19 protein-coding genes and 1 tRNA gene are annotated in these 17782 nt (G+C 67.0%); 13 read left to right on the forward strand and 7 right to left on the reverse strand.

Annotated features, from left to right (window positions below; translation table 11 throughout):
* Positions 1–491: 491 nt before the first annotated feature.
* Both D7294_RS31695 and D7294_RS29350 read left to right on the forward strand, forming a co-directional pair.
* Complete coding sequence (locus D7294_RS31695; protein ID WP_147450934.1) at positions 492–2147, forward strand: ORC-CDC6 family AAA ATPase; 1656 nt, start codon at positions 492–494, stop codon at positions 2145–2147.
* A gap of 81 nt (positions 2148–2228) precedes the next feature.
* Complete coding sequence (locus D7294_RS29350; RefSeq protein ID WP_120684851.1) at positions 2229–3104, forward strand: DUF4238 domain-containing protein; 876 nt, start codon at positions 2229–2231, stop codon at positions 3102–3104.
* A gap of 61 nt (positions 3105–3165) precedes the next feature.
* Here the strand turns inward: D7294_RS29350 and D7294_RS29355 are convergent, their stop codons facing one another.
* A complete protein-coding gene (locus D7294_RS29355; RefSeq protein WP_120684852.1) occupies positions 3166–3636 on the reverse strand; it encodes an NUDIX domain-containing protein in 471 nt (156 codons plus the stop codon).
* 2 nt (positions 3637–3638) lie between these two features.
* Positions 3639–4358 carry a helix-turn-helix domain-containing protein gene (locus D7294_RS29360; RefSeq protein WP_174248469.1) on the reverse strand — a complete coding sequence of 240 codons (720 nt, stop codon included), beginning with the start codon at positions 4356–4358 and terminating at the stop codon, positions 3639–3641.
* A gap of 213 nt (positions 4359–4571) precedes the next feature.
* Here D7294_RS29360 and D7294_RS29365 point away from each other — a divergent pair, with 213 nt between their 5' ends.
* The 3 genes from D7294_RS29365 (at position 4572) to D7294_RS31700 (ending at position 6401) form a co-directional block, all read left to right on the forward strand.
* On the forward strand, positions 4572–4880 hold the full coding sequence (locus D7294_RS29365; protein ID WP_120684854.1) for a hypothetical protein: 309 nt from the start codon (positions 4572–4574) through the stop codon (positions 4878–4880).
* Positions 4881–5058: 178 nt separating this feature from the next.
* A complete protein-coding gene (locus D7294_RS34115) occupies positions 5059–5337 on the forward strand; it encodes a DUF7848 domain-containing protein (RefSeq protein ID WP_120684855.1) in 279 nt (92 codons plus the stop codon).
* A gap of 863 nt (positions 5338–6200) precedes the next feature.
* Positions 6201–6401 (forward strand): hypothetical protein, encoded by a 201-nt coding sequence (locus D7294_RS31700; protein WP_147450935.1) that lies wholly within the window; start codon positions 6201–6203, stop codon positions 6399–6401.
* On the opposite strand, the gene D7294_RS29375 is transcribed toward D7294_RS31700, so the two are convergent.
* On the reverse strand, positions 6367–6777 hold the full coding sequence (locus D7294_RS29375) for a GntR family transcriptional regulator (RefSeq protein ID WP_120684856.1): 411 nt from the start codon (positions 6775–6777) through the stop codon (positions 6367–6369). The two genes, D7294_RS31700 and D7294_RS29375, sit on opposite strands and share 35 nt — an antisense overlap.
* A gap of 160 nt (positions 6778–6937) precedes the next feature.
* Between D7294_RS29375 and D7294_RS29380 the strand changes: the two genes are divergently transcribed.
* From D7294_RS29380 to D7294_RS29410, 7 genes are all read left to right on the forward strand, one after another.
* Positions 6938–7273 carry an SCO3933 family regulatory protein gene (locus tag D7294_RS29380; protein ID WP_338325703.1) on the forward strand — a complete coding sequence of 112 codons (336 nt, stop codon included), beginning with the start codon at positions 6938–6940 and terminating at the stop codon, positions 7271–7273.
* Positions 7270–7479: a hypothetical protein gene (locus D7294_RS29385; RefSeq protein WP_120684858.1), complete on the forward strand. Its 210-nt coding sequence runs from the start codon at positions 7270–7272 to the stop codon at positions 7477–7479. The genes D7294_RS29380 and D7294_RS29385 overlap by 4 nt, the downstream gene beginning before the upstream one ends.
* A complete protein-coding gene (locus D7294_RS29390; protein WP_120684859.1) occupies positions 7476–8867 on the forward strand; it encodes an FtsK/SpoIIIE domain-containing protein in 1392 nt (463 codons plus the stop codon). Before D7294_RS29385 ends, D7294_RS29390 begins: the two co-directional genes overlap by 4 nt.
* A gap of 39 nt (positions 8868–8906) precedes the next feature.
* Positions 8907–9539, forward strand: coding sequence for a DUF2637 domain-containing protein (locus D7294_RS29395; RefSeq protein ID WP_120684860.1), 633 nt, complete (start codon positions 8907–8909; stop codon positions 9537–9539).
* A 103-nt stretch (positions 9540–9642) separates the two neighbouring features.
* On the forward strand, positions 9643–11079 hold the full coding sequence (locus D7294_RS29400; RefSeq protein ID WP_120684861.1) for a replication initiator: 1437 nt from the start codon (positions 9643–9645) through the stop codon (positions 11077–11079).
* Positions 11079–11291, forward strand: coding sequence for a helix-turn-helix domain-containing protein (locus D7294_RS29405; RefSeq protein WP_120684862.1), 213 nt, complete (start codon positions 11079–11081; stop codon positions 11289–11291). Before D7294_RS29400 ends, D7294_RS29405 begins: the two co-directional genes overlap by 1 nt.
* 1 nt (position 11292) lies before the next feature.
* Positions 11293–12444 carry a tyrosine-type recombinase/integrase gene (locus D7294_RS29410; protein ID WP_120684863.1) on the forward strand — a complete coding sequence of 384 codons (1152 nt, stop codon included), beginning with the start codon at positions 11293–11295 and terminating at the stop codon, positions 12442–12444.
* 63 nt (positions 12445–12507) lie between these two features.
* Here the strand turns inward: D7294_RS29410 and D7294_RS29415 are convergent.
* Together D7294_RS29415 and dcd are read right to left on the reverse strand one after the other, a co-directional pair.
* Positions 12508–12581 (reverse strand) — tRNA-Gly (locus D7294_RS29415).
* A 491-nt stretch (positions 12582–13072) separates the two neighbouring features.
* Entirely contained in the window at positions 13073–13648 is a 576-nt protein-coding gene (gene dcd, locus D7294_RS29420; protein WP_120684864.1) for a dCTP deaminase, read from the reverse strand.
* Positions 13649–13760: 112 nt separating this feature from the next.
* Here dcd and D7294_RS29425 point away from each other — a divergent pair, with 112 nt between their 5' ends.
* Entirely contained in the window at positions 13761–14315 is a 555-nt protein-coding gene (locus D7294_RS29425) for a DUF3574 domain-containing protein (protein ID WP_120684865.1), read from the forward strand.
* 240 nt (positions 14316–14555) lie between these two features.
* On the opposite strand, the gene D7294_RS29430 is transcribed toward D7294_RS29425, so the two are convergent.
* Complete coding sequence (locus D7294_RS29430; RefSeq protein WP_120684866.1) at positions 14556–15449, reverse strand: Yip1 family protein; 894 nt, start codon at positions 15447–15449, stop codon at positions 14556–14558.
* 2 nt (positions 15450–15451) lie between these two features.
* A complete protein-coding gene (locus D7294_RS29435) occupies positions 15452–17671 on the reverse strand; it encodes a (Fe-S)-binding protein (protein ID WP_120684867.1) in 2220 nt (739 codons plus the stop codon).
* Positions 17672–17782 lie beyond the last annotated feature (111 nt).

The following is a 17782-nucleotide window of genomic DNA, read 5'->3' on the forward strand; positions in this document are numbered from 1 at the left end:
CAGCCGCCGGAAGCGGCCCGGCGCCAGACCGGTGAACACCTCGATCACGTCACGACGTTCCGCACTCAGCACCTGCACGATCAGCCCAACGCGCACCAGCCACAACAGTTACGAGACAACCTTTAGCCTGCACAAACACCGTTCCGGCGCAGTGTTCCGCAGTGCTGCTGGAGACCCGTACTGCCCGTGGTTCGCCAGTCCATCGGGCACGCATCGGGCACGATCCCGGCCCGGCGTACGAGCCAATGGCCTACGGTCTCTCCGTGCCAGCTGGGCGCCACCTTGCACCTCGGTACAAGTCGACGAGCCTGGGAGCGGACAGCTGACCTGCGGCAACGGTGCGGGACGCCCGTGATGTCGACGCGCGGCCGAGTCAAAGCTGCGGCGTTCGTGGCGCGCATCTCTTCGCCCAAAAGGTCCTCACGCTAAGCAATTAAGCACTATTCTTGCGTGACGTAGGGACAGCGAGCGAAGGGCAAAGGGGGGCACAAGTGGAGACCACAGATTTGCTGAAGGCTCTGCAAAGCGTTGAGAAGCGTACAGAACGGGTCAGCGACGAGCATGTAGTTGCAACATACGTTGATAGTGGGGGCATTTCTGATGCTCTGGCTAATCGCGATAATGGAATTATTTATGGTCGGCGAGGAACCGGGAAAACTCATGCCCTAAAGTACCTGGAGCAGACCGAGACGGCTAACGAAGCCCTGGTGATCTATATTGACATCGAACGAGATCTCGGGTCAACAGAAGGTATCTACTCGGATACTAGCATTAGCGTGGTACAGCGAGCTACCAGATTGTTAGTCGATGTTCTAGGGATCATCCATAACCGCCTCGTAGAGGAAGCGTTCGATGGACCTCTCGATGCTTACTTGGATGACATTGACATCATGTGCGATCACTTCGGAAAGATTCTCGTGTCAGAGCAAGGAGAGGTTGAAAGGACAGCAGAGTCAGAGTCACTGCGGTCTGGATCTGCTGAGCTATCGGGGAACGTTAGCATGAGTCCACGACTCGGTCTCAGCGCCAAGGCTGAATCAAATGAAAGACTTTCGGACTCCACTCGCGTAACACAGATGGGTGTGGTCCGTCATCGTGTCCATTTCGGTGCATTTGGGTCGTTGCTAGGCAAAGTTGTCGCGGCCCACCCCGCCCCTCGTTTCTGGCTGCTGATTGACGAGTGGAGTGGCCTGCCCATGGATTTGCAGCCATATCTCGCGGAAATGCTCCGGAGACTCTTTTTCTCGATCCCAAAGGTCAGTGTAAGGATCGCTGCAATCCCTCACCGCACCGCTTGGCGTCTGAAGCGGGAAGACGGTGGCTATATCGGAGTGGAGGTTGGAGCAGAGCTTTTCCCAATCCTCGACCTTGATGAGTTTGTTGTCTTTCCTGCAAGGAATCGTGAAGAGCAAACTAGTAGAGCCACAGACTTCTACAAGCGTTTGCTCACTCGCCACTTGAACCAAGTTCTCAAAGATCAAGGGGTGCAGCAACTCGAAGGGTCGGGGCAAATGGTTCGTCTGCTATTCACGCAGACTACGGCTCTCCAAGAATTGGTACGAGCAGCAGAAGGCGTGCCGCGCGACGCTTTGCTAATCGCATCCAGAGCAGCCCTGAGGGCAGGAACTCGCCCCATCAGCACAGACCACGTTCGACGAGCCGCGAGTCAGGTATACCAGACAACAAAACAAGCACTGTTGAATGCCAACCCCCAGGCACGTCAACTTCTGGACATCATCATTCATGACGTGATCAACCAGAAAAAAGCAAGGGCCTTCCTCCTGTCGCCAGATGATGTATCACATCCTCTCGTGCGCCAACTAGTTGACGAACGGATCTTGCACGTCATCAAGAGGGGATATTCCAGCAAAAGCCAACCTGGTGCTCGCTTCGATGTCTTGCAGATCGACTATGGCTGCTATGTTCAGTTGCTCCAGACAGCCAATGCTCCGCGCTTCCTTTTCGGTGAGGGATCTGAGGACGATGATTTTTTCATGGGGCTCTTTTATGAAGGTGATACTGGCGAGCCAGATGCCTATGGCGAAGGGAACGGATTTATAGTGCCTGAGGATGACTACCGAGCTATCAGGCGTGCCGTTCTCGACTTTCCGTCAGCCTTGCGACGACTTGGAGAGGGAAATTCATAGGACGGCGGTGTGTTCAGTTGCTGATCTGGCACGCTAAAGACAAAGGCGGGCTACTCGCTCCGCTCGGCTAGGAGGAACTGGATGGGCGACCCGAAGCTGCATCACTATGTTCCCCAATTCTATTTACGGCGTTTCGCGGATTCAGTAGATAAAATATGGGTTTGGGACAAGAGGCGCGATAGGATCTTTCGCACCAAAGCTAAATCGATGGCGGCAGAGTCCAATTTCTACCTCTTGCCCGAACTGGCCGAGTTGGGCCAGGACGCAATTTTAATGGAGAGGCAATTTTCGGAGCTTGAAGGAGAGGTGTCGATAATTACAGGTCAGTGGCTCGAGTGGATTCGGAATGGACTACCTGGTGATCGTCTGCCGATGCCTGAGGTGAATAGAGAACTAGTTAGCCTATTTGTCGCGCTTCAATTCCTGCGGACTAGTGATACTCGCGCGATTTTAGCCGCCGTCTCTGCGGAAGCGGGAAATGTATTAGCCGCAGAGAGAGAACTTCGCTCTCTGCATGCACAACTTTTGTGGGATGAAGATTTGGTCTCGCGCTTCGCGCGCCGTATCGGCCACTGCTCCTGGCTCTTTGCTCTCAACGAGACCGAGAAGCCATTCGTCACTTCGGATAACCCGGTAGCCTTCAGAGCTGCGGATAATCGCATGTGGCTCAAGGCTGCGTTATTCAGCGAAGGTACCTATGTTGTATATCCCCTGTCGCCAGACGTTATCATGTATTGTTATCCAGACGAGGGGTTATGGCGTGACGCCCGAGTCCGGCGATTCGATTGTCAAATCTCACCCGTAACGTTGACGGCTGGGATGGTTGGCAGCGACAACTCGGCTCAAGTGTTTATGGCGTCTCGATTCGTCATTTCCTGCCAAAAATCGTTTTCATCCGAGCGGGCATTCTGGGAGAGTGTCGGTACGGATATGTATGCCCCGCCATCGACTGAGTAGGAGCCAAGAGAGCCTTCCCGAGGTGTGTTGGATATTCAATTCTCGGTGGCTCGGGGGAGCTTCAACCAATGTGAGGTTTGTCGTTGAATTCTAGGAAATGCTGCAGTCGTAGTCGTTGGGTGTGGTGCATTGGGAGGTCGGCAAGAACATCCGGGTTGACGAAGCGGAGTTCTGTGGACTCGTCCGAGATCGCGAGTTGGCCGCCGGTGATGTGGGCTTTGAAGCAGATGTTGAATTGGCGGCGGACTTCGCCGTCTGTGTAGGCGATGATGTGGCGGGGGTCGGTGTACGTGCCGACCAGGCCCGTGATCTGAATGTCTAGGCCGGTCTCTTCCTTGACTTCGCGGATCGCTGCCTCGGGGAGGGATTCGGTCATCTCCATGGCTCCGCCGGGGAGTGCCCACAGGTCGTTGTCGCGGCGGCGTTGGAGGAGGATGTGGCCCTCGTCGTTGGTGACGACTGCGGATGCGGCGACGACCATACTGTTCGGCTTGGGGGCGTTGGGGTCGTCGTAATACTCGGTGCGTGCCATGGTCAGTGTTCCTCGATCGGGGCCGCGGTTGCCCAGACCGCGTTGAAGCTGTCGGCGTAGGTGTCGAACATGCCGCCGCCCTCCTCGCTGCGGCGGAGGTGCCAGACGGGGGAACCGTACGCGTTCACGCCCCAGACGTGGGCGTTCACGAACATCTGATCGTCGGCGCGATAGATGGAGTTGTAGAGCGTCGTGCCGTGCGTTCGGACTTCGATGTCGGGGGTGTCGATCAGTGGGCGGTAGTGCATGAGGGCCAGGCGGCAGCGGGATTCGATGCCGTGGCCGAACTTCTCTTCCTTGCCACGCTGTTGGACGTTGGGGCTGTCGGCGTCGCCGATGGCGATGCGGATGGTGCAGCCAGCGGCAGCTCGTTCGCGCAGGAGGTCGTTGAAGCGGGGGTACGCCTCGTGGAGGAACACGGCGGCGTAGACCAGGACGTCGATCTGTTCGCTGGCCTGAGTGAGTAGGTCCACGAATGCCGAGGTCGGCACGTCGGCACGCTGGTCATGGAGGGCCACCAGTTCGGGGCTTACTGCGCGGGCGGGGCGTGACTGGCGGAGTGCCGGCCATAGTGCGTGCACGTCTTCTCCCAACGTCTCCGCTGCCAGCACAGCGGTGGCTCGACGTGGCGTGCGGCCGCGGTTGACCCACCGTTCAACGGACTTGGGATCTACCTCGACTTCCTTCGCAAGCGTGGCATGCGTCCAGCCTCCGGCTGCCAGGGCAGCACGTAGCCTTTCGTTCGGCGGCACAGTCTCTCTCCGGGTGTGGGGACAGCACTAGGGACGTTCTACACCATGCGGGACGTCCCTAAGTGGGGTTGGTCCGAGGTTCCTACGTCCCGGTCGGCGGCAGGACGATCCTCCAGCGAAAGAGCCCCCGCGGCCGTGGTGGACGGCCCGGGGGAGTGGCCAACGCTGTGAAGGAGCGCCGACGTGCCGCACTGTATCGCCTCAATCTTCGAGAGGCTGTTGCAACGATTGTTTCCGTCGCCCGGCCGTCACAGGGGCGCTGATTCGCCCGCCGAACCGGTCCGTGAGGACCTGCCGACGCTGACGCTGGCGCCCGTGATGCGGGCCTGGGACAGCCCCGACGACGACACCTTGGTCCGGCCGTACGTGCTCACGTCCGGGGAACGTCGCGAGTGGAGGTTGCAGCGCGAGCGGCGGCGGGCGTTGTGGCTGGTCTCGTTCGGGGTTGACGCGGGGCCGCGACGCATTCACGGGGTGGTGGTCGCTTCGTGAGCGAGCAGAAGGCCCCGGAGATCGGTGCACTGGCTCGTGACGCATCGTGCGGCGCAGTCGGTCGCGTCGTCGATCACCACGCGAGTCGCGTGTGGCTTCGCCCGGTGGGCGGTGGCTGCGAGTGGGACGTTTGGGCAGATCAGGTCGAGCCGGCGGAAGACGACGATTCGAGGTCGCGATGAGTCCGCGGGCGATCATCAAGGCCGCTGAGTGGACGTTGACGGAGGAGACGGCCGAGGGCGCGTCTCGGGCGGTCTTCCTCGTGGAGTGCCTGACGTGCGGGGCGAGGTCTGAGGCGGTGAACAACGAGCCTCAGCCGGTCGAGATGTGGACCCTCCGGCATACCGGTTTGAACCCGACGCATCGTCAGTTCAAGCTCACCACGGAATGGCTCTGGCGAGTCTGCCCGGCGCCCGGCAACCCGTACTTCGAGCTGGAGCAGGAAGCTGAGTCGTGAGACGGCTGCCGTCTGCGTCGTGAGGAACGTCAATCGCATATGAGACCGGACCACCCCTTGGCCTGGCAGCTTCCGAGGTGGTCCGGTTGGGATTCCGCAGAACCCCGGTGCCGATGGTATCGGGGCTGCGGTCGTGCCACGCGTGTCGCTCCCCGAGGTCAGAGGCCAAGTGACCAGCTAGTAGCGGAGCTTGAGCGATGCGTGCACAATCCATTCCCCTCTCCCCCTCGATACCTCAACCGGCGAAGGTGCGCCACGGCGATGCCGCCAGATGTGCCGTCTGGCGCGCGTGGTCACCTGCTGTGCCACCGGTCGGTACCACGCTGATCATGTCCTCTTCGTCGTGGCCGGCATGGAGGATCGCTTCGTGGCGCTGGTGCTCTCCGCCGGGCGTCGGTGGCGGATGGCGCCGCATGAGAAGCGCGCTCAGCCCTGCTGGGGTGGGCGAAGTCCTGCTGTGTTGGCTGCCGGTCGTGGGCTGGTGCGGCGCGAGCGGTCGGCCGTCGCGAAGCGGGGCGGCAGACAGGAGCGAAGCGGCGGCCGGGGCGCCGCGCCGCGCGGCCCGCTGTGCGGGCCGCCTTGATCAAGTAGAGAAACTTTGAACAGCGTCGGCAGGGCTGCCGGTGGGCGTCCGCGGGACGCTGGCATGCGCTCAGCGCGCCTGCTGTGGGGTGCGCCCTCGTCTGCGGATGGGCTCCGAGAAAGTTGGGCGTCGGCGGTCACAAACGGCCGGCTGCCGCTCCTTGGTTCTGGTGAAGGCGGGTTGAGAAGGGAGCGGGACAGTCATGCCACAGATTTCCGGGTACGCCAAGTCGCGGTCTACGTGGTGTCTTGCTCCTGCGCTGAGCACGGGAGGAACGAGGATGACTGACGACGCGAGCACATTGGGCGGAGCACTGGGCCTGCCCGAGGTGGAAGAACTCGCTGCTGGACTGAGCGCGGAGGAAGCCGAAGTCATCGCGGGCCGCATGGTCGAGCTGGCGACCAAGGTGGAGCGTCTGGAACGGATGCTCGCTGAGCTTGCTGTGGCTACCTCTTCCCCTGATGAGGGCGGTCGTCCGTGATGCGCTCAACGAGATCCATCATGCGGTCCACACGTTCGGTCAGCTCGTCCAGGCGCCGGGAGAGCTGCCGGAACTCGGTGCTGCTGATCCGCTCGGGGCCCTCCGGCCCCTCCCCGGCGCGCTCACCCGACGACTCGGCTGGCAGCGGGTCGGCGACGAAATTGCCGCGGCCGGGGATGGAGTAGATCAGCCCTTCCTCACGTAGCAGGCGGAGCGAGCTGCGGGCCGTCATGTTGGCGATCTCGTATTCGGCTTCGAGGTCGCGCGAGGACGGGACCTTGTCGCCCGGGGCGAGTCGGCCGGCCCTGATCATCTCCCGGAGGGCATCGGCCACCAGCCGGTACGGCGGGGTGCCCGAATGCTGCGGAAACTTCATGCCCGCAGGGTAGCTCGCCTAGCTAAGCCAGCACACCCATGCCGGCTAGATCCCGCCTCGCAGTGAGCTAGGCGGCATATGAGAGTTGACGCGCTAGCGCACCTAGTGCACTATCGGTCTTGGCTCGCACCCGCGACCACGACGCAAGGAGAGACAGAACATGGCAATGCACCCGATCCAGAAGGACATCACGCAGTCGTCGTTCCTGCTGGTGACCCCAGCCGCGCCCAAGGTCAGGGACCCGCAGACGGGGGAGATAGCCACGCACCGCGACACCGGCGAAACGCTCTACACGATCGGTGTGGTTGAGATGCTGGACGGCCGGGCGGACGTTCTGAAGATCACCGTGCCGGAGTCCGGTCTCTCGGACGGGCTGGTCCAGGGGGTCCCGGTTCGGCCGGTGCGGCTGATCGCGCTGCCCTGGGCGCGGATCTTCAACGGGCAGCTCAGCGACGGCATCGCGTACCGGGCGGACGCGGTGGAGCTGGTCAAGTGAGCGGCCCGGACGGACGCATCTACCCGGTCGCTCCGTCGGACGGCGACGACGATCCGCGATTCACGCTCGGGTTGCTGTACGACGTGAGGCAGGTCATCGAGGCGCACGGCTATCCGCCGGTCACCAGCGGGCGCGACCTGGTTGAGTTGCAGTTGTCATTGTCCCGGTTCCTGTACGGCCCGGTGGCGGGGGCGGTGGGCGCATGACTCCGCCGGAGATCGTGGGACTCGCCCCGGAGGTTGCCGGGGCGGTCCTGGCCTTGGTTCTGCTCCGGGGTGTCGTGTGGCTGGTTCGCTATATCCGAGCTGACCGGATGATGCGGGTCAGCATGCGGCAGGCGATCCGTGTTCGTCGGAGCTGGCGGCGCCTGGCTCGGATGCAGGGGCTGACGGTGACGGACCGGACACCCTCTTTCTGGGCGCAGGTGAGCGCGGGCGCCAATGGCGGTCAGAGCAAGCCGCAGGAGCCGCGCGTACTGGTGCCGAAGATCCGCGTCCGGGCCGACAGGTTCGGTGTGGAGGTGCGGGCGACGACCCTGCCCCGGGTCGGTCTGGCCGACTACCAGAAGGCCGCGCCCTACCTGGCCGACGCGTGGCGGTGCACCCGGGTGTCCGTGCTGCCGGACGGTCCGGGAGCTGTCCGAATCCGCGCGGTGCGGCACGACCCGTTGGCCTCGGCGACCGATCACGTGCCTTCGGGCCAGGCACCCGAGGTGGTGAGCCGGTGGAACCTGGGCCTGGACGAGTACGCGGCCGAGGTGGTGGTGAGCCTGGCCGAGGTGCCCGGCGTCACCGTGGCGGGTCTGCCCGGGTTCGGGAAGACGTCGCTGATCAACAAACTGATCTGCGACCTGGCGCCGTCGTCGGCGGTTCAGTTCGCGGTGGCGGATGGCAAGGCGTCCACAGCGGCCGAGGGCGACTATGCGGACGTGGCCGACCGGCTGTTCGCCTTCGTCGGTGACGACTTGGCGGCGGGCAACGAGCTGTTCAACCGCATGGTTGAGCTCCGGCGGGCGCGCTCGGCGGCCATCCGCTCGACGCTGGGTGTCCGGAACGTATGGCACTGCGGCCCGCGCGACTCTTGGCCGTTGGTGGTGCTCATCATCGATGAAGCGCACACCTTCTTCCGGGAGCACAAGGGCAACGACCCAGGCACCAAGAAGCTCGCCGCGCTGGCGGCAGAGAACGCCCGGCTGGTCGAGGATCTGGTGAAGAAGGGCCGTTCGGTCGGAATCCTGGTCATCCTCGCCACGCAGAAGGCGACCGGCGACGCGATCCCGACGTTCATCCGCGACGTGTGCCCGGTCGGACTGAGCTTCGCACAGAAGACGATCGAGGCGGCCGTTGCGGCGCTCGGTGAGGACATTCGGAACTGGCCGGAAGCAAGTCCGGTCGCCTTGCAGGACCCGACCTATGTCGGCGTCGCCGTCATGACGGTGCAGGGCCGCGCGGGCTTCACCCGCGTGCGCACTCCGTACGTGGACGACTCGCACGCGGCGCGCATCGCCGCTGATACGACCCATCTCACGCGTGATCCGGCCGCCCTGGTGGTCGGCGAGGCGCGATGGAACGGCAACGGCGCGGAAGCCGCGTGAACCGCCACTTCGATAAGGACGGAAGGAGGTGAATCCCTCATGGTGGAAGATCGGATGACGCAACGCGTCGTGACCGTGGTCATGGCCCTGATCGCTGGCCTGGCGTTCGTCTTCTCCTTCGGGAACGTCTGGGCGCTGGCGCTGCGGCTCGGCGTGCCCCGGCCGATCGCGCCGCTGATCGCGCCCATGGTGGACCTGTCCGTCCTGGGGCTGCTGGTCGGCCTGCGTTCGCTCTCCCTGCGCGGCGTGCCGGCGGCCGAACTCAAAGGGGCGACTCGGCTCATGCATCTGTCCGGCCTGCTGACGCTCGGGCTCAACGTCGCTGAGCCGGTGCTGACCGGGCACTACGGGCGGGCCGCGCTGGACGCCGTCGCGCCGATCCTGCTGCTGGGCTGGGGCCAGGTCGGGCCGCAGCTCCTGCGCCACTTCCACACCGTCGCGCTGCCGATCCCGAGTCCGAGAGTCCCGGCCGTTACCGCCGTCCCGGCCGCTGAGGCCCCGCCGGCTGCGACGCTTCCGACCGTTCCCGCGCCCCTGCTGGCGGCAGCTCGCCGCGTCGCCGAGCAGCACCGCGCCGAACACGGCGAACCGATCACCCCTGCTCAACTCCATGCCCGGCTCGGCGTCGCCCAGCCGCTGGCCCTCGCCGCACACGCTCAGCTCTCCGCCTGAGCCTCACACGTCAGTCAATGCCCCGGCCGGGGACGTCTGTTGCCTGCAAGCGAGCCGTCCCCGGCCGGGGTGCCCCTGCCGATTCCTCGGAGGACACCTCAGCATGACATCCCCACCTGCCCCGTATCAGCGGTTCGGCCCCGCTGTGCGGGATCTGATAGAGCTGGCCAGCCTCGACGACTTTGACCGGGTCCGCAGCCAGGTCGAGAGCGTTGGCGGGTGCGCCTGCCCCGTGCAGCTCGTCGGCCGCAGCACCACCCTGGACAGCGCTACCGGCGAAGTCCTGCACACCTTCAACACCGCCGACGAACCGACCGGTCGCCTCCTGGTCCCGTGCGGCAACCGCCGGTCGTCCCGATGCCCGTCCTGCTCGCGCGTGTACGCGGCCGACACGTTCCATCTCATCCGGGCCGGGCTCACCGGGGGCAAGAGCGTGCCGGACAGTGTGCGCAGCCACCCGCGCGTCTTCGCCACGCTCACCGCGCCCTCGTTCGGCCCGGTCCACACCCGACCGACCACGCCCACGGGTCGACGCCTGCCCTGCCGCTGCGGCGAGTGGCACGGGCCCGACGCCTCGACCCTGGGCACTCCCGTGGATCCGGCGACCTACGACTACGCGGGCGCCGTGCTGTGGAACGCGCACGCCTCTGCGCTGTGGGCCCGTTTCACCACCTACCTGCGGCGGGAGGTCGCTGCCCTGCTGGGCATGACGCAAAAGGCACTTCGGGCGGTGCTGCGGGTGTCGTTCGCCAAGGTCGCCGAGTACCAGCGGCGCGGCCTGGTCCACTTCCACGCGGTCATCCGTTTCGACGGGCCGAAAGGAACCATGACATCCCCGCCCCGCGACGCCACGGCCGACGTGCTGATTCGCGCCGTGCGGAACGCCGCGCGCCGCGTGGAACTCGCCCTCACCTCCGACGCCGTGGGCGAGCGGGTGTTCCGGTGGGGCAGGCAGCTCGACGTCCGGGAGATCGCGGGCTTCGGCGGTGGGGCTGAGCTGACGGACAAGGCGGTTGCCGCCTACGTGGCGAAGTACGCGACCAAGGGCGCGGAGTCCTCAGGCACCATCGACCAGCCGGTGTACTGCCGTGCGTGTGACGGGCGCGGACGGATCGCGGGCCTCGACTGCCGTCCCTGTGAGGGCACTGGCCAACGGCAGCTCGTCGCGTCTCTACCTGCCGCGCGACATGCCCGGCAGATGATCCGGACCTGTTGGGAGCTGGGGCAGCTCCCGGATTTCGCGGGGCTGAAGCTCTGGAAGTGGGCTCACATGCTCGGCTTCCGGGGTCACTTCTCCACCAAGTCGCGGTGCTACTCGACCACGCTCGGCGCGCTGCGCGACGTGCGCCGTGCCTGGCGGCGGGAACAGGCGCATGCCCGTCTCGGGCTGCCCGTGCCCGGTGAGGGCAGCACGCTCGTCGTTGAGTCGTCGCTGTCCTACATCGGGTCGGGTTACCGCTCGGGTGAGGAGCTGTTGGCGGCGACGGTGCGCTATGAGCGCGCTGTGGCCCGGCAGTTCGCGCAAGGAGGCGTGCACTGATGGGGGACCGGTACCTGAGCGTGGAGCAGGTGGCCGAGGTGCTGGGCACCACCGTGCGCTTTCCCCGGCGGTTGATCGCTGAGCGGCGGATCACCTTCGTCAAGGTCGGCCGACACGTCCGCATACCCGAAAGTGCGCTTGCGGCGTACCTGGAGGCGAACACCGTGCGGCCGATTCAGCGGCGGCGGTCGCGGTACGGAAGGGCGGCCTGAGATGGCGAACAGCAAGGGAAGGCGTCGCCGGTTCGGTGCCGTTCGCAAGCTGCCGTCCGGGCGTTGGCAGGCTCGGTATCCCGGCCCGGATGGTGTCATGCGGCCGGCGGATCGCACGTTCGAGACCAGCGGTGACGCGGATGACTGGCTGGCCGAGAAGCGCACGGAGATGCGGCGCGGGGAGTGGCGCGATCCCGACGCGGGGGCGGTCAACTTCGGCGAGTACGCCGTTCAGTGGGTCGATGAGCGGGACCTGGCGGCGACGTCCGAGGAGCTGTACCGGCGGCTTCTTCGGCTGCACATCCTGCCGACCTTCGGCGAGCTCGACCTGGACGAGATCACCCCGCCTCGGGTCAGGACTTGGCGGTCGGAGCTGCTGAAGGCGACCGGGGCGACGACCGTTGCCAAGTCCTACCGGTTGTTGAAGGCGATCCTGGAGACGGCGACGGATGATGAGCTGATCCGCCGGAATCCGTGCCGGATCAGGGGTGCGGGGAAGGAGTCCGCGGCCGAGCGGCCGACCGCGACCGTGGTCCAGGTGGACGCACTGGCCGACGTGATGGGGCCGCGGTGGCGGCTGATGGTCTACATAGCCGCGTACGGCCCGGCTCGGCCGGAGGAGCTGGCGGAGATGCGGCGGCCGGATGTGGACCTGGCATCTCCGGGGGTGTGGGTTCGAAAAGCGGCCCCGGAGCTGACCACTGGGCGGCGGGCCGTGGGTCCCACGAAGTCCGAGGCGGGAAAGCGGTTCATCGTGCTGCCCGTCTTCCTGGAGAAGGAACTCCGGCGGCATCTGGAGTGGTACGCGGAGAAGAAGCCGGACGGGCTGTTGTTCGTCGGCGAGAGGGGTAAGCCGTTTCGGCGGTCCACCTTTGGACGGAAGTGGCGTAAGGCGAGGGAGAAGGTCGGGTTGCCCGACGACTTTCGGTTTTACGATCTTCGGCACACCGGGCATACCCTCGCCACGCAGTCCGGGGCCACGTTGAAGGACACCATGGTCCGTGCCGGCCAGTCCTCGGAGAAGGCGGCCATGATCTACCAGCACTCCGACCGTGAGCGTCAGCGTGAGGTCGCGGAAGGGATCAACGCCCGGGTTGAGGCACAGCGCGCTGCTGCCGAGCGATCTGGCACGGATCTGGCACGCGGGTCATAAATCGGTCTAGACAACACAACGGCCCAGGTTGGGGATCATGTCCCTGACCTGGGCCTTTACCTGTGGAGCGGGCGACGAGAATCGAACTCGCGCTCTGAGCTTGGGAAGCTCATGTTCTACCATTAAACTACGCCCGCCTCGCAGCCGGAGAGGCTGCTGTGCGGTACAGCTTAGCGCATCGGTGGGCTTGCCGGGGGGCGTGGGGTGGGGTTGGTCGGGGGCGTGGGGGAGATCGCTTAGGGTGGCGGGCGTTGTCGGGAGCGCGGGAGCCAGGGGAGTAGGAAGCGTTGCAGGACGTCGCCACCGTTGTGCGCTGTGCCGAGGGGCACGTGTTCCTTACGTCGCGGTTTCCGATGCGGCAGCTCGGGCGGGAGCGGATCGGGCCCGCGCGGCTGTTGCGGTGTCCGCGGTGTGCGCGGTTGCGGAGTGCCGTGCCCGTCGGGTGAGCGTGGCGGCTGGCCGTCGTGGCGGGGCGGGGCGTCCGTTGCGCCTGCGGCGGAGGCGTTCCTCGCCGTGAGGGGTGGGGGAGTTCGCCCCCCGGACCAACGGCCCCGGCGGCCCTCCGGCCAGCCCGGCCGCCCCTTGGCTCCTGGCCCCCGGTCCCCGGCCCCACGGCCCGGAGGGCCCCTCAGATGCGCGTGCGGTGGAAGTTGAGGTACGAGCGGGACGGGGTCGGGCCGCGCTGGCCCTGGTAGCGGGAGCCGACTCCGGCCGAGCCGTAGGGGCGTTCGGCCGGGGTCGTCAGCCGGAACATGCAGAGTTGGCCGATTTTCATCCCGGGCCAGAGTTTGATCGGCAGCGTTGCCACGTTGGAGAGTTCGAGCGTGACGTGGCCGGAGAAGCCCGGGTCGATGAAGCCCGCGGTGGAGTGGGTCAGCAGGCCGAGGCGCCCGAGGGAGCTCTTGCCCTCCAGGCGTGAGGCGAGGTCCTCGGGCAGGGTGATCACCTCGTACGTCGAGGCCAGCACGAACTCGCCCGGGTGCAGGATGAAGGGCTCGTCCCCCGGGGGCTCGATCGTCCGGGTCAGATCCGGCTGTTCGACCGAGGGGTCGATGTGCGGATAGCGGTGGTTCTCGAACACCCGGAAGTAGCGGTCGAGTCGGACGTCGATGCTGGAGGGCTGGACCATCGCCGGGTCGTAGGGCTCGATCCGCACCCGGCCGGTCTCGATCTGCGTCCGGATGTCCTTGTCTGACAGAAGCACGCCCCGAGGCTACCGGAGCTGCCCGGCCGTGACCGGGGGCAGGGCGACTCGTTGAACCCGCCCGGAAACGGTGGCCGCGGCGCGGCCGTGACGGCTGGGAGGGACGGTGTCGATGAGGGTGCGGCTGCGGTTCAGGGTGGCGGCGCTGGTGCTGGGTGGGGTGCTGCTCGGCGGCGGGGCCTCGGCGGGGCTGGCGTACGCGGCCTGGGGGAGCCAGGGCGAGCCGCCGGTGGGGCCGGCGAGCCTGCGGGCCACGACGGTGCCGGTGGGGGACGAGGGCGGGGCGAACGCGCCCGGCACGGGGGCGGGGGACGCGTCCGGTGCGGGGGCGGCGGACGTCGGGGGCGTGTATCAGGAGACGCGGCTGCTGTTCGGGACGGCGCGGCCCGGCGGCGGGGATGCGGTGACCGAGGAGGAATTCCGGGCCTTCGTCACGGAGTTCGTCACGCCGCGGTTCCCCGAGGGCCTGTCGGTGCAGGAGGGGTACGGGCAGTACCTCGACGCGCACGGGGTGATCGAGCGGGAGCGGTCCTACGAGCTGGTGCTGTACTTCCCGGCCGGGGAGGACCGGGACGCGGCGATCGAGGAGGTCAGGCGCGAGTACTGCGAGCGGTTCGGGCAGGAGTCCGTGGGGCGGGTCGACGACCGGGTGCGGATGGACTTTTGAGGGCCCGGGCTCGAAAGACCACAGGGGCCCCTCCCCAAGGGACGCCACAGGGCCCCGTCCGCCGGGGACGCCACAAGGCCCCGTCCCCCGGGGACGCCACGCCCCGTCCCCCCGGGGACGCCCGAGGGCGGCGCCGTGGCCGCGAGGGGCCGGGGCGCGTGGGGGGTGCGGGTGACGTGTAAGGAGCGGCCTGGGGGCGGGGCTGTCCGGCGGGGGCTCGGATGGTGCCGCCCGGCGGGGTCAGATGGTGCCGAGTTTGACGAGCATGAGGACGGCCAGCAGCTGGATCGTGGCCGCGGCCAGCGCGCGGGGCCAGGCGATCTCGTGGGAACGGCTGAGCATCATCGTGAACAGGACGCCGGCGCCCAGCCACGTCGCCCAGCCGAGCACCTGCACGAGGGGGGCGCCGCCGCCGAGGAAGAGCGCGAAGGCCAGGCGCGGCACGTCGGTGAGGGCCATGATCAGCATGGCGAGGCCGGCGGTGGGGGCCCACAGGCCGTTGCCGCCGAGCTGGCGGGCCAGGTTGTGGGTGACCGTGCTGAGCAGCAGCGCGCCGAGGACCATCGCCGTGCCGGTGACCAGCAGGTAGGGGCCCATCGCCGAGGCCGTCGTGTTGAGCAGGGACTCGCGGGCGTCGTCGAGGCCGAAGACGGCGAGCAGGCCGTAGAGGAAGGTGACGATCAGCGCGGTGACCCACATCGGGTAGTCGCGCATCCGCCAGAACGTGTCGCTCGGCCGGAAGACGATGCCGGTCAGCAGCGCGCGCCAGCCCAGCGGGGGCAGGGGAGGCGGCGCGGGCGCGGCGGGCTCGCCGTACCCGCCGTCGGGGCCTGCGTAACCCTGGCCGTCGTAACCCTGGTCGTCGTAGTCGTCCCGGTAGCCGTAGCCGTACTCGGGGGGCGCGGGCGCGTGGTGCGGGCCGGGGGCGTAACCCGGGTCGCCGCCCTGGTAGGCGGGCGGCGGGGCCGGATAGCCGGGGCCGCCGGCCTGGTGGGCGGGCGGGCCGGAGCGGTACGCCTGGCCTGACTGGTAGGGGGGCCCGCCCTGGTAGGTGGGCTGTCCCTGGTACGGGGGGTACGGAGCCTGCTGCCCGTACGGCGGCTGCTCGTCGCGCCTTCTCCTGAATCCGGCCACGCTTACGAACGTACCGTCTCCGCGGGGGTGCGGTCTCCGGGATCACCCTGATTTCGGACCGAGTCGAGCAGCAGCTGCGCGACGTCCACCACGCGGAGGTCCTCCTTCGCGGTGCCCTGCGCCTTCTTGCCGTTGATGGAGTCGCTCAGCATGACGAGGCAGAACGGGCAGGCGGTGGAGACGATGTCCGGGTCGAGGGAGAGGGCCTCGTCCACGCGCTCGTCGTTGATCCGCTTGCCGATGCGCTCCTCCATCCACATCCTCGCGCCGCCCGCGCCGCAGCAGAAGCCGCGCTCCCGGTGCCGGTGCATCTCCTCGTTGCGCAGCCCGGGGACGCGGCCGATGATCTCGCGGGGCGGGGTGTAGACCTTGTTGTGGCGGCCCAGGTAGCAGGGGTCGTGGTAGGTGATGAGGCCGTCGACGGGGGTGACGGGGACCAGCCGGCCGGCGTCGACGAGGTGCTGGAGCAGCTGGGTGTGGTGGATCACCTCGTACCGGCCGCCGAGCTGGGGGTACTCGTTGGCGAGGGTGTTGAAGCAGTGCGGGCAGGTGGTGACGATCCTCTTGTCCTGCCGCTCCCCGAACGCCTCGTCGAGGGTCTCGACGTTCTGCCGGCCCAGCTGCTGGAAGAGGAACTCGTTGCCCAGGCGGCGGGCGGAGTCGCCGGTGCAGGACTCGTCGCCGCCCATGATCGCGAACGCGACGCCGGCGATGTGCAGGAGCTCGGCGAACGCCTTGGTGGTCTTCTTCGCGCGGTCCTCGAGGGCCCCGGCGCAGCCCACCCAGTAGAGGTAGTCGACCTCGGAGAGGTCCTCGACGTCCTGGCCGAGGACGGGGACGGGGAAGTCGACCTCCTTGGTCCACTCCAGGCGCTTCTTCTTGGGCAGGCCCCACGGGTTGCCCCGGCGCTCCAGGTTCTTCAGCATGGTGCCGGCCTCGCTGGGGAAGGCGGACTCGATCATCACCTGGTAGCGGCGCATGTCGACGATGTGGTCCACGTGCTCGATGTCGACGGGGCACTGCTCGACGCAGGCGCCGCAGGTGGTGCAGGACCACAGGACGTCGGGGTCGATGACGCCGTTCTGCTCGGCGGTGCCGACGAGGGGGCGCTCCGGCGCGTCCGCCGCGCCCCCCGTGCCCCCGTCCGCCGCGCCCCCCGCGCCCTGCGCCCCGGCGTCCGGCAGCAGGTAGGGGGCGCGGGCGTGGGCGTGGTCGCGCAGGGACATGACGAGCAGCTTCGGGGAGAGCGGCTTGCCGGTGTTCCAGGCGGGGCACTGGGACTGGCAGCGGCCGCACTCGGTGCAGGTGGAGAAGTCGAGCAGGCCCTTCCAGGAGAAGTGCTCGATCTCGGAGACGCCGAATCGGGTGTCCTCGCCGCCCTCCTCCTCGAAGACCGTCTCGAAGTCGATCGGCTTGCCCTGGGAGGTCATCGGCTGCAGGGCGCCCAGCGCGGGGGAGCCGTCCGCCTCCCGCTTGAACCAGATGTTGGGGAACGCCAGGAAGCGGTGCCAGGCGATGCCCATGTCGGTGTGCAGGGCGACGGTGATCGCCCAGGCCATGGTCGTGCCGAGCTTGACGAGGGCGACCAGGTAGACCAGGTTCTGCAGGGTGCCGGTGGACAGGCCGTCGAACGCGGCGGTCAGCGGGTGGCTGACGAAGTGGGCGGCGCCGTAGCCCTCGACGTGGTGGAGGGCGCCCTCCAGGCCGCGCAGCAGGAGGATGCACAGGCCGATGACGAGGATGACGTACTCCACGAAGTACGCCTGCCAGGCGGTGGAGCCGGCGAAGCGGGACTTGCGCCCGAGGCGGGTGGGCAGGCTCAGCCGCCGGATGGTGATCAGCGTGAGGATGCCGAGCGTGGTCATGGCGGCGATGAACTCGACGTACGCCTCGTAGGGCACGAAGCCGCCGAGCACCGGCAGGGTCCAGTCCGCCTCGAAGAGCTGGCCGAACGCCTGCACGATGGTGAGCGCCAGGGTGAGGAAGCCGATCGCGACGAACCAGTGCGCGAAGCCGACGATGCCCCACCGGTTCATCCGCGTGTGCCCGAGGAACTCCCTGGCCAGGGTCAGGGTGCGGGTGCCGGGCCGGTCCGTGCGCAGGCCCTCGGGAACCGGGCTGCCCAGCCGCAGGAAGCGGACGATCTGCGCCGTGGCCCGGCCGAAGAGGGCGACGGCGACGGCGGTGAGCACGAGGGTGACGACGATCGCGGCGAGTTGCATGACGGCTCCTCGGGCCCGCGGCGGCGGGAAACGGACGGGACGGGCGGGACGGCAGGGCCTCGAAGATAGCCCAGCACCCAGCTTACTAGACGGTAACTTTTCCGCCGATCG

Origin of the sequence: Streptomyces hoynatensis (genome assembly GCF_003626535.1) — a bacterium.
Taxonomy (GTDB): domain Bacteria; phylum Actinomycetota; class Actinomycetes; order Streptomycetales; family Streptomycetaceae; genus Streptomyces; species Streptomyces hoynatensis.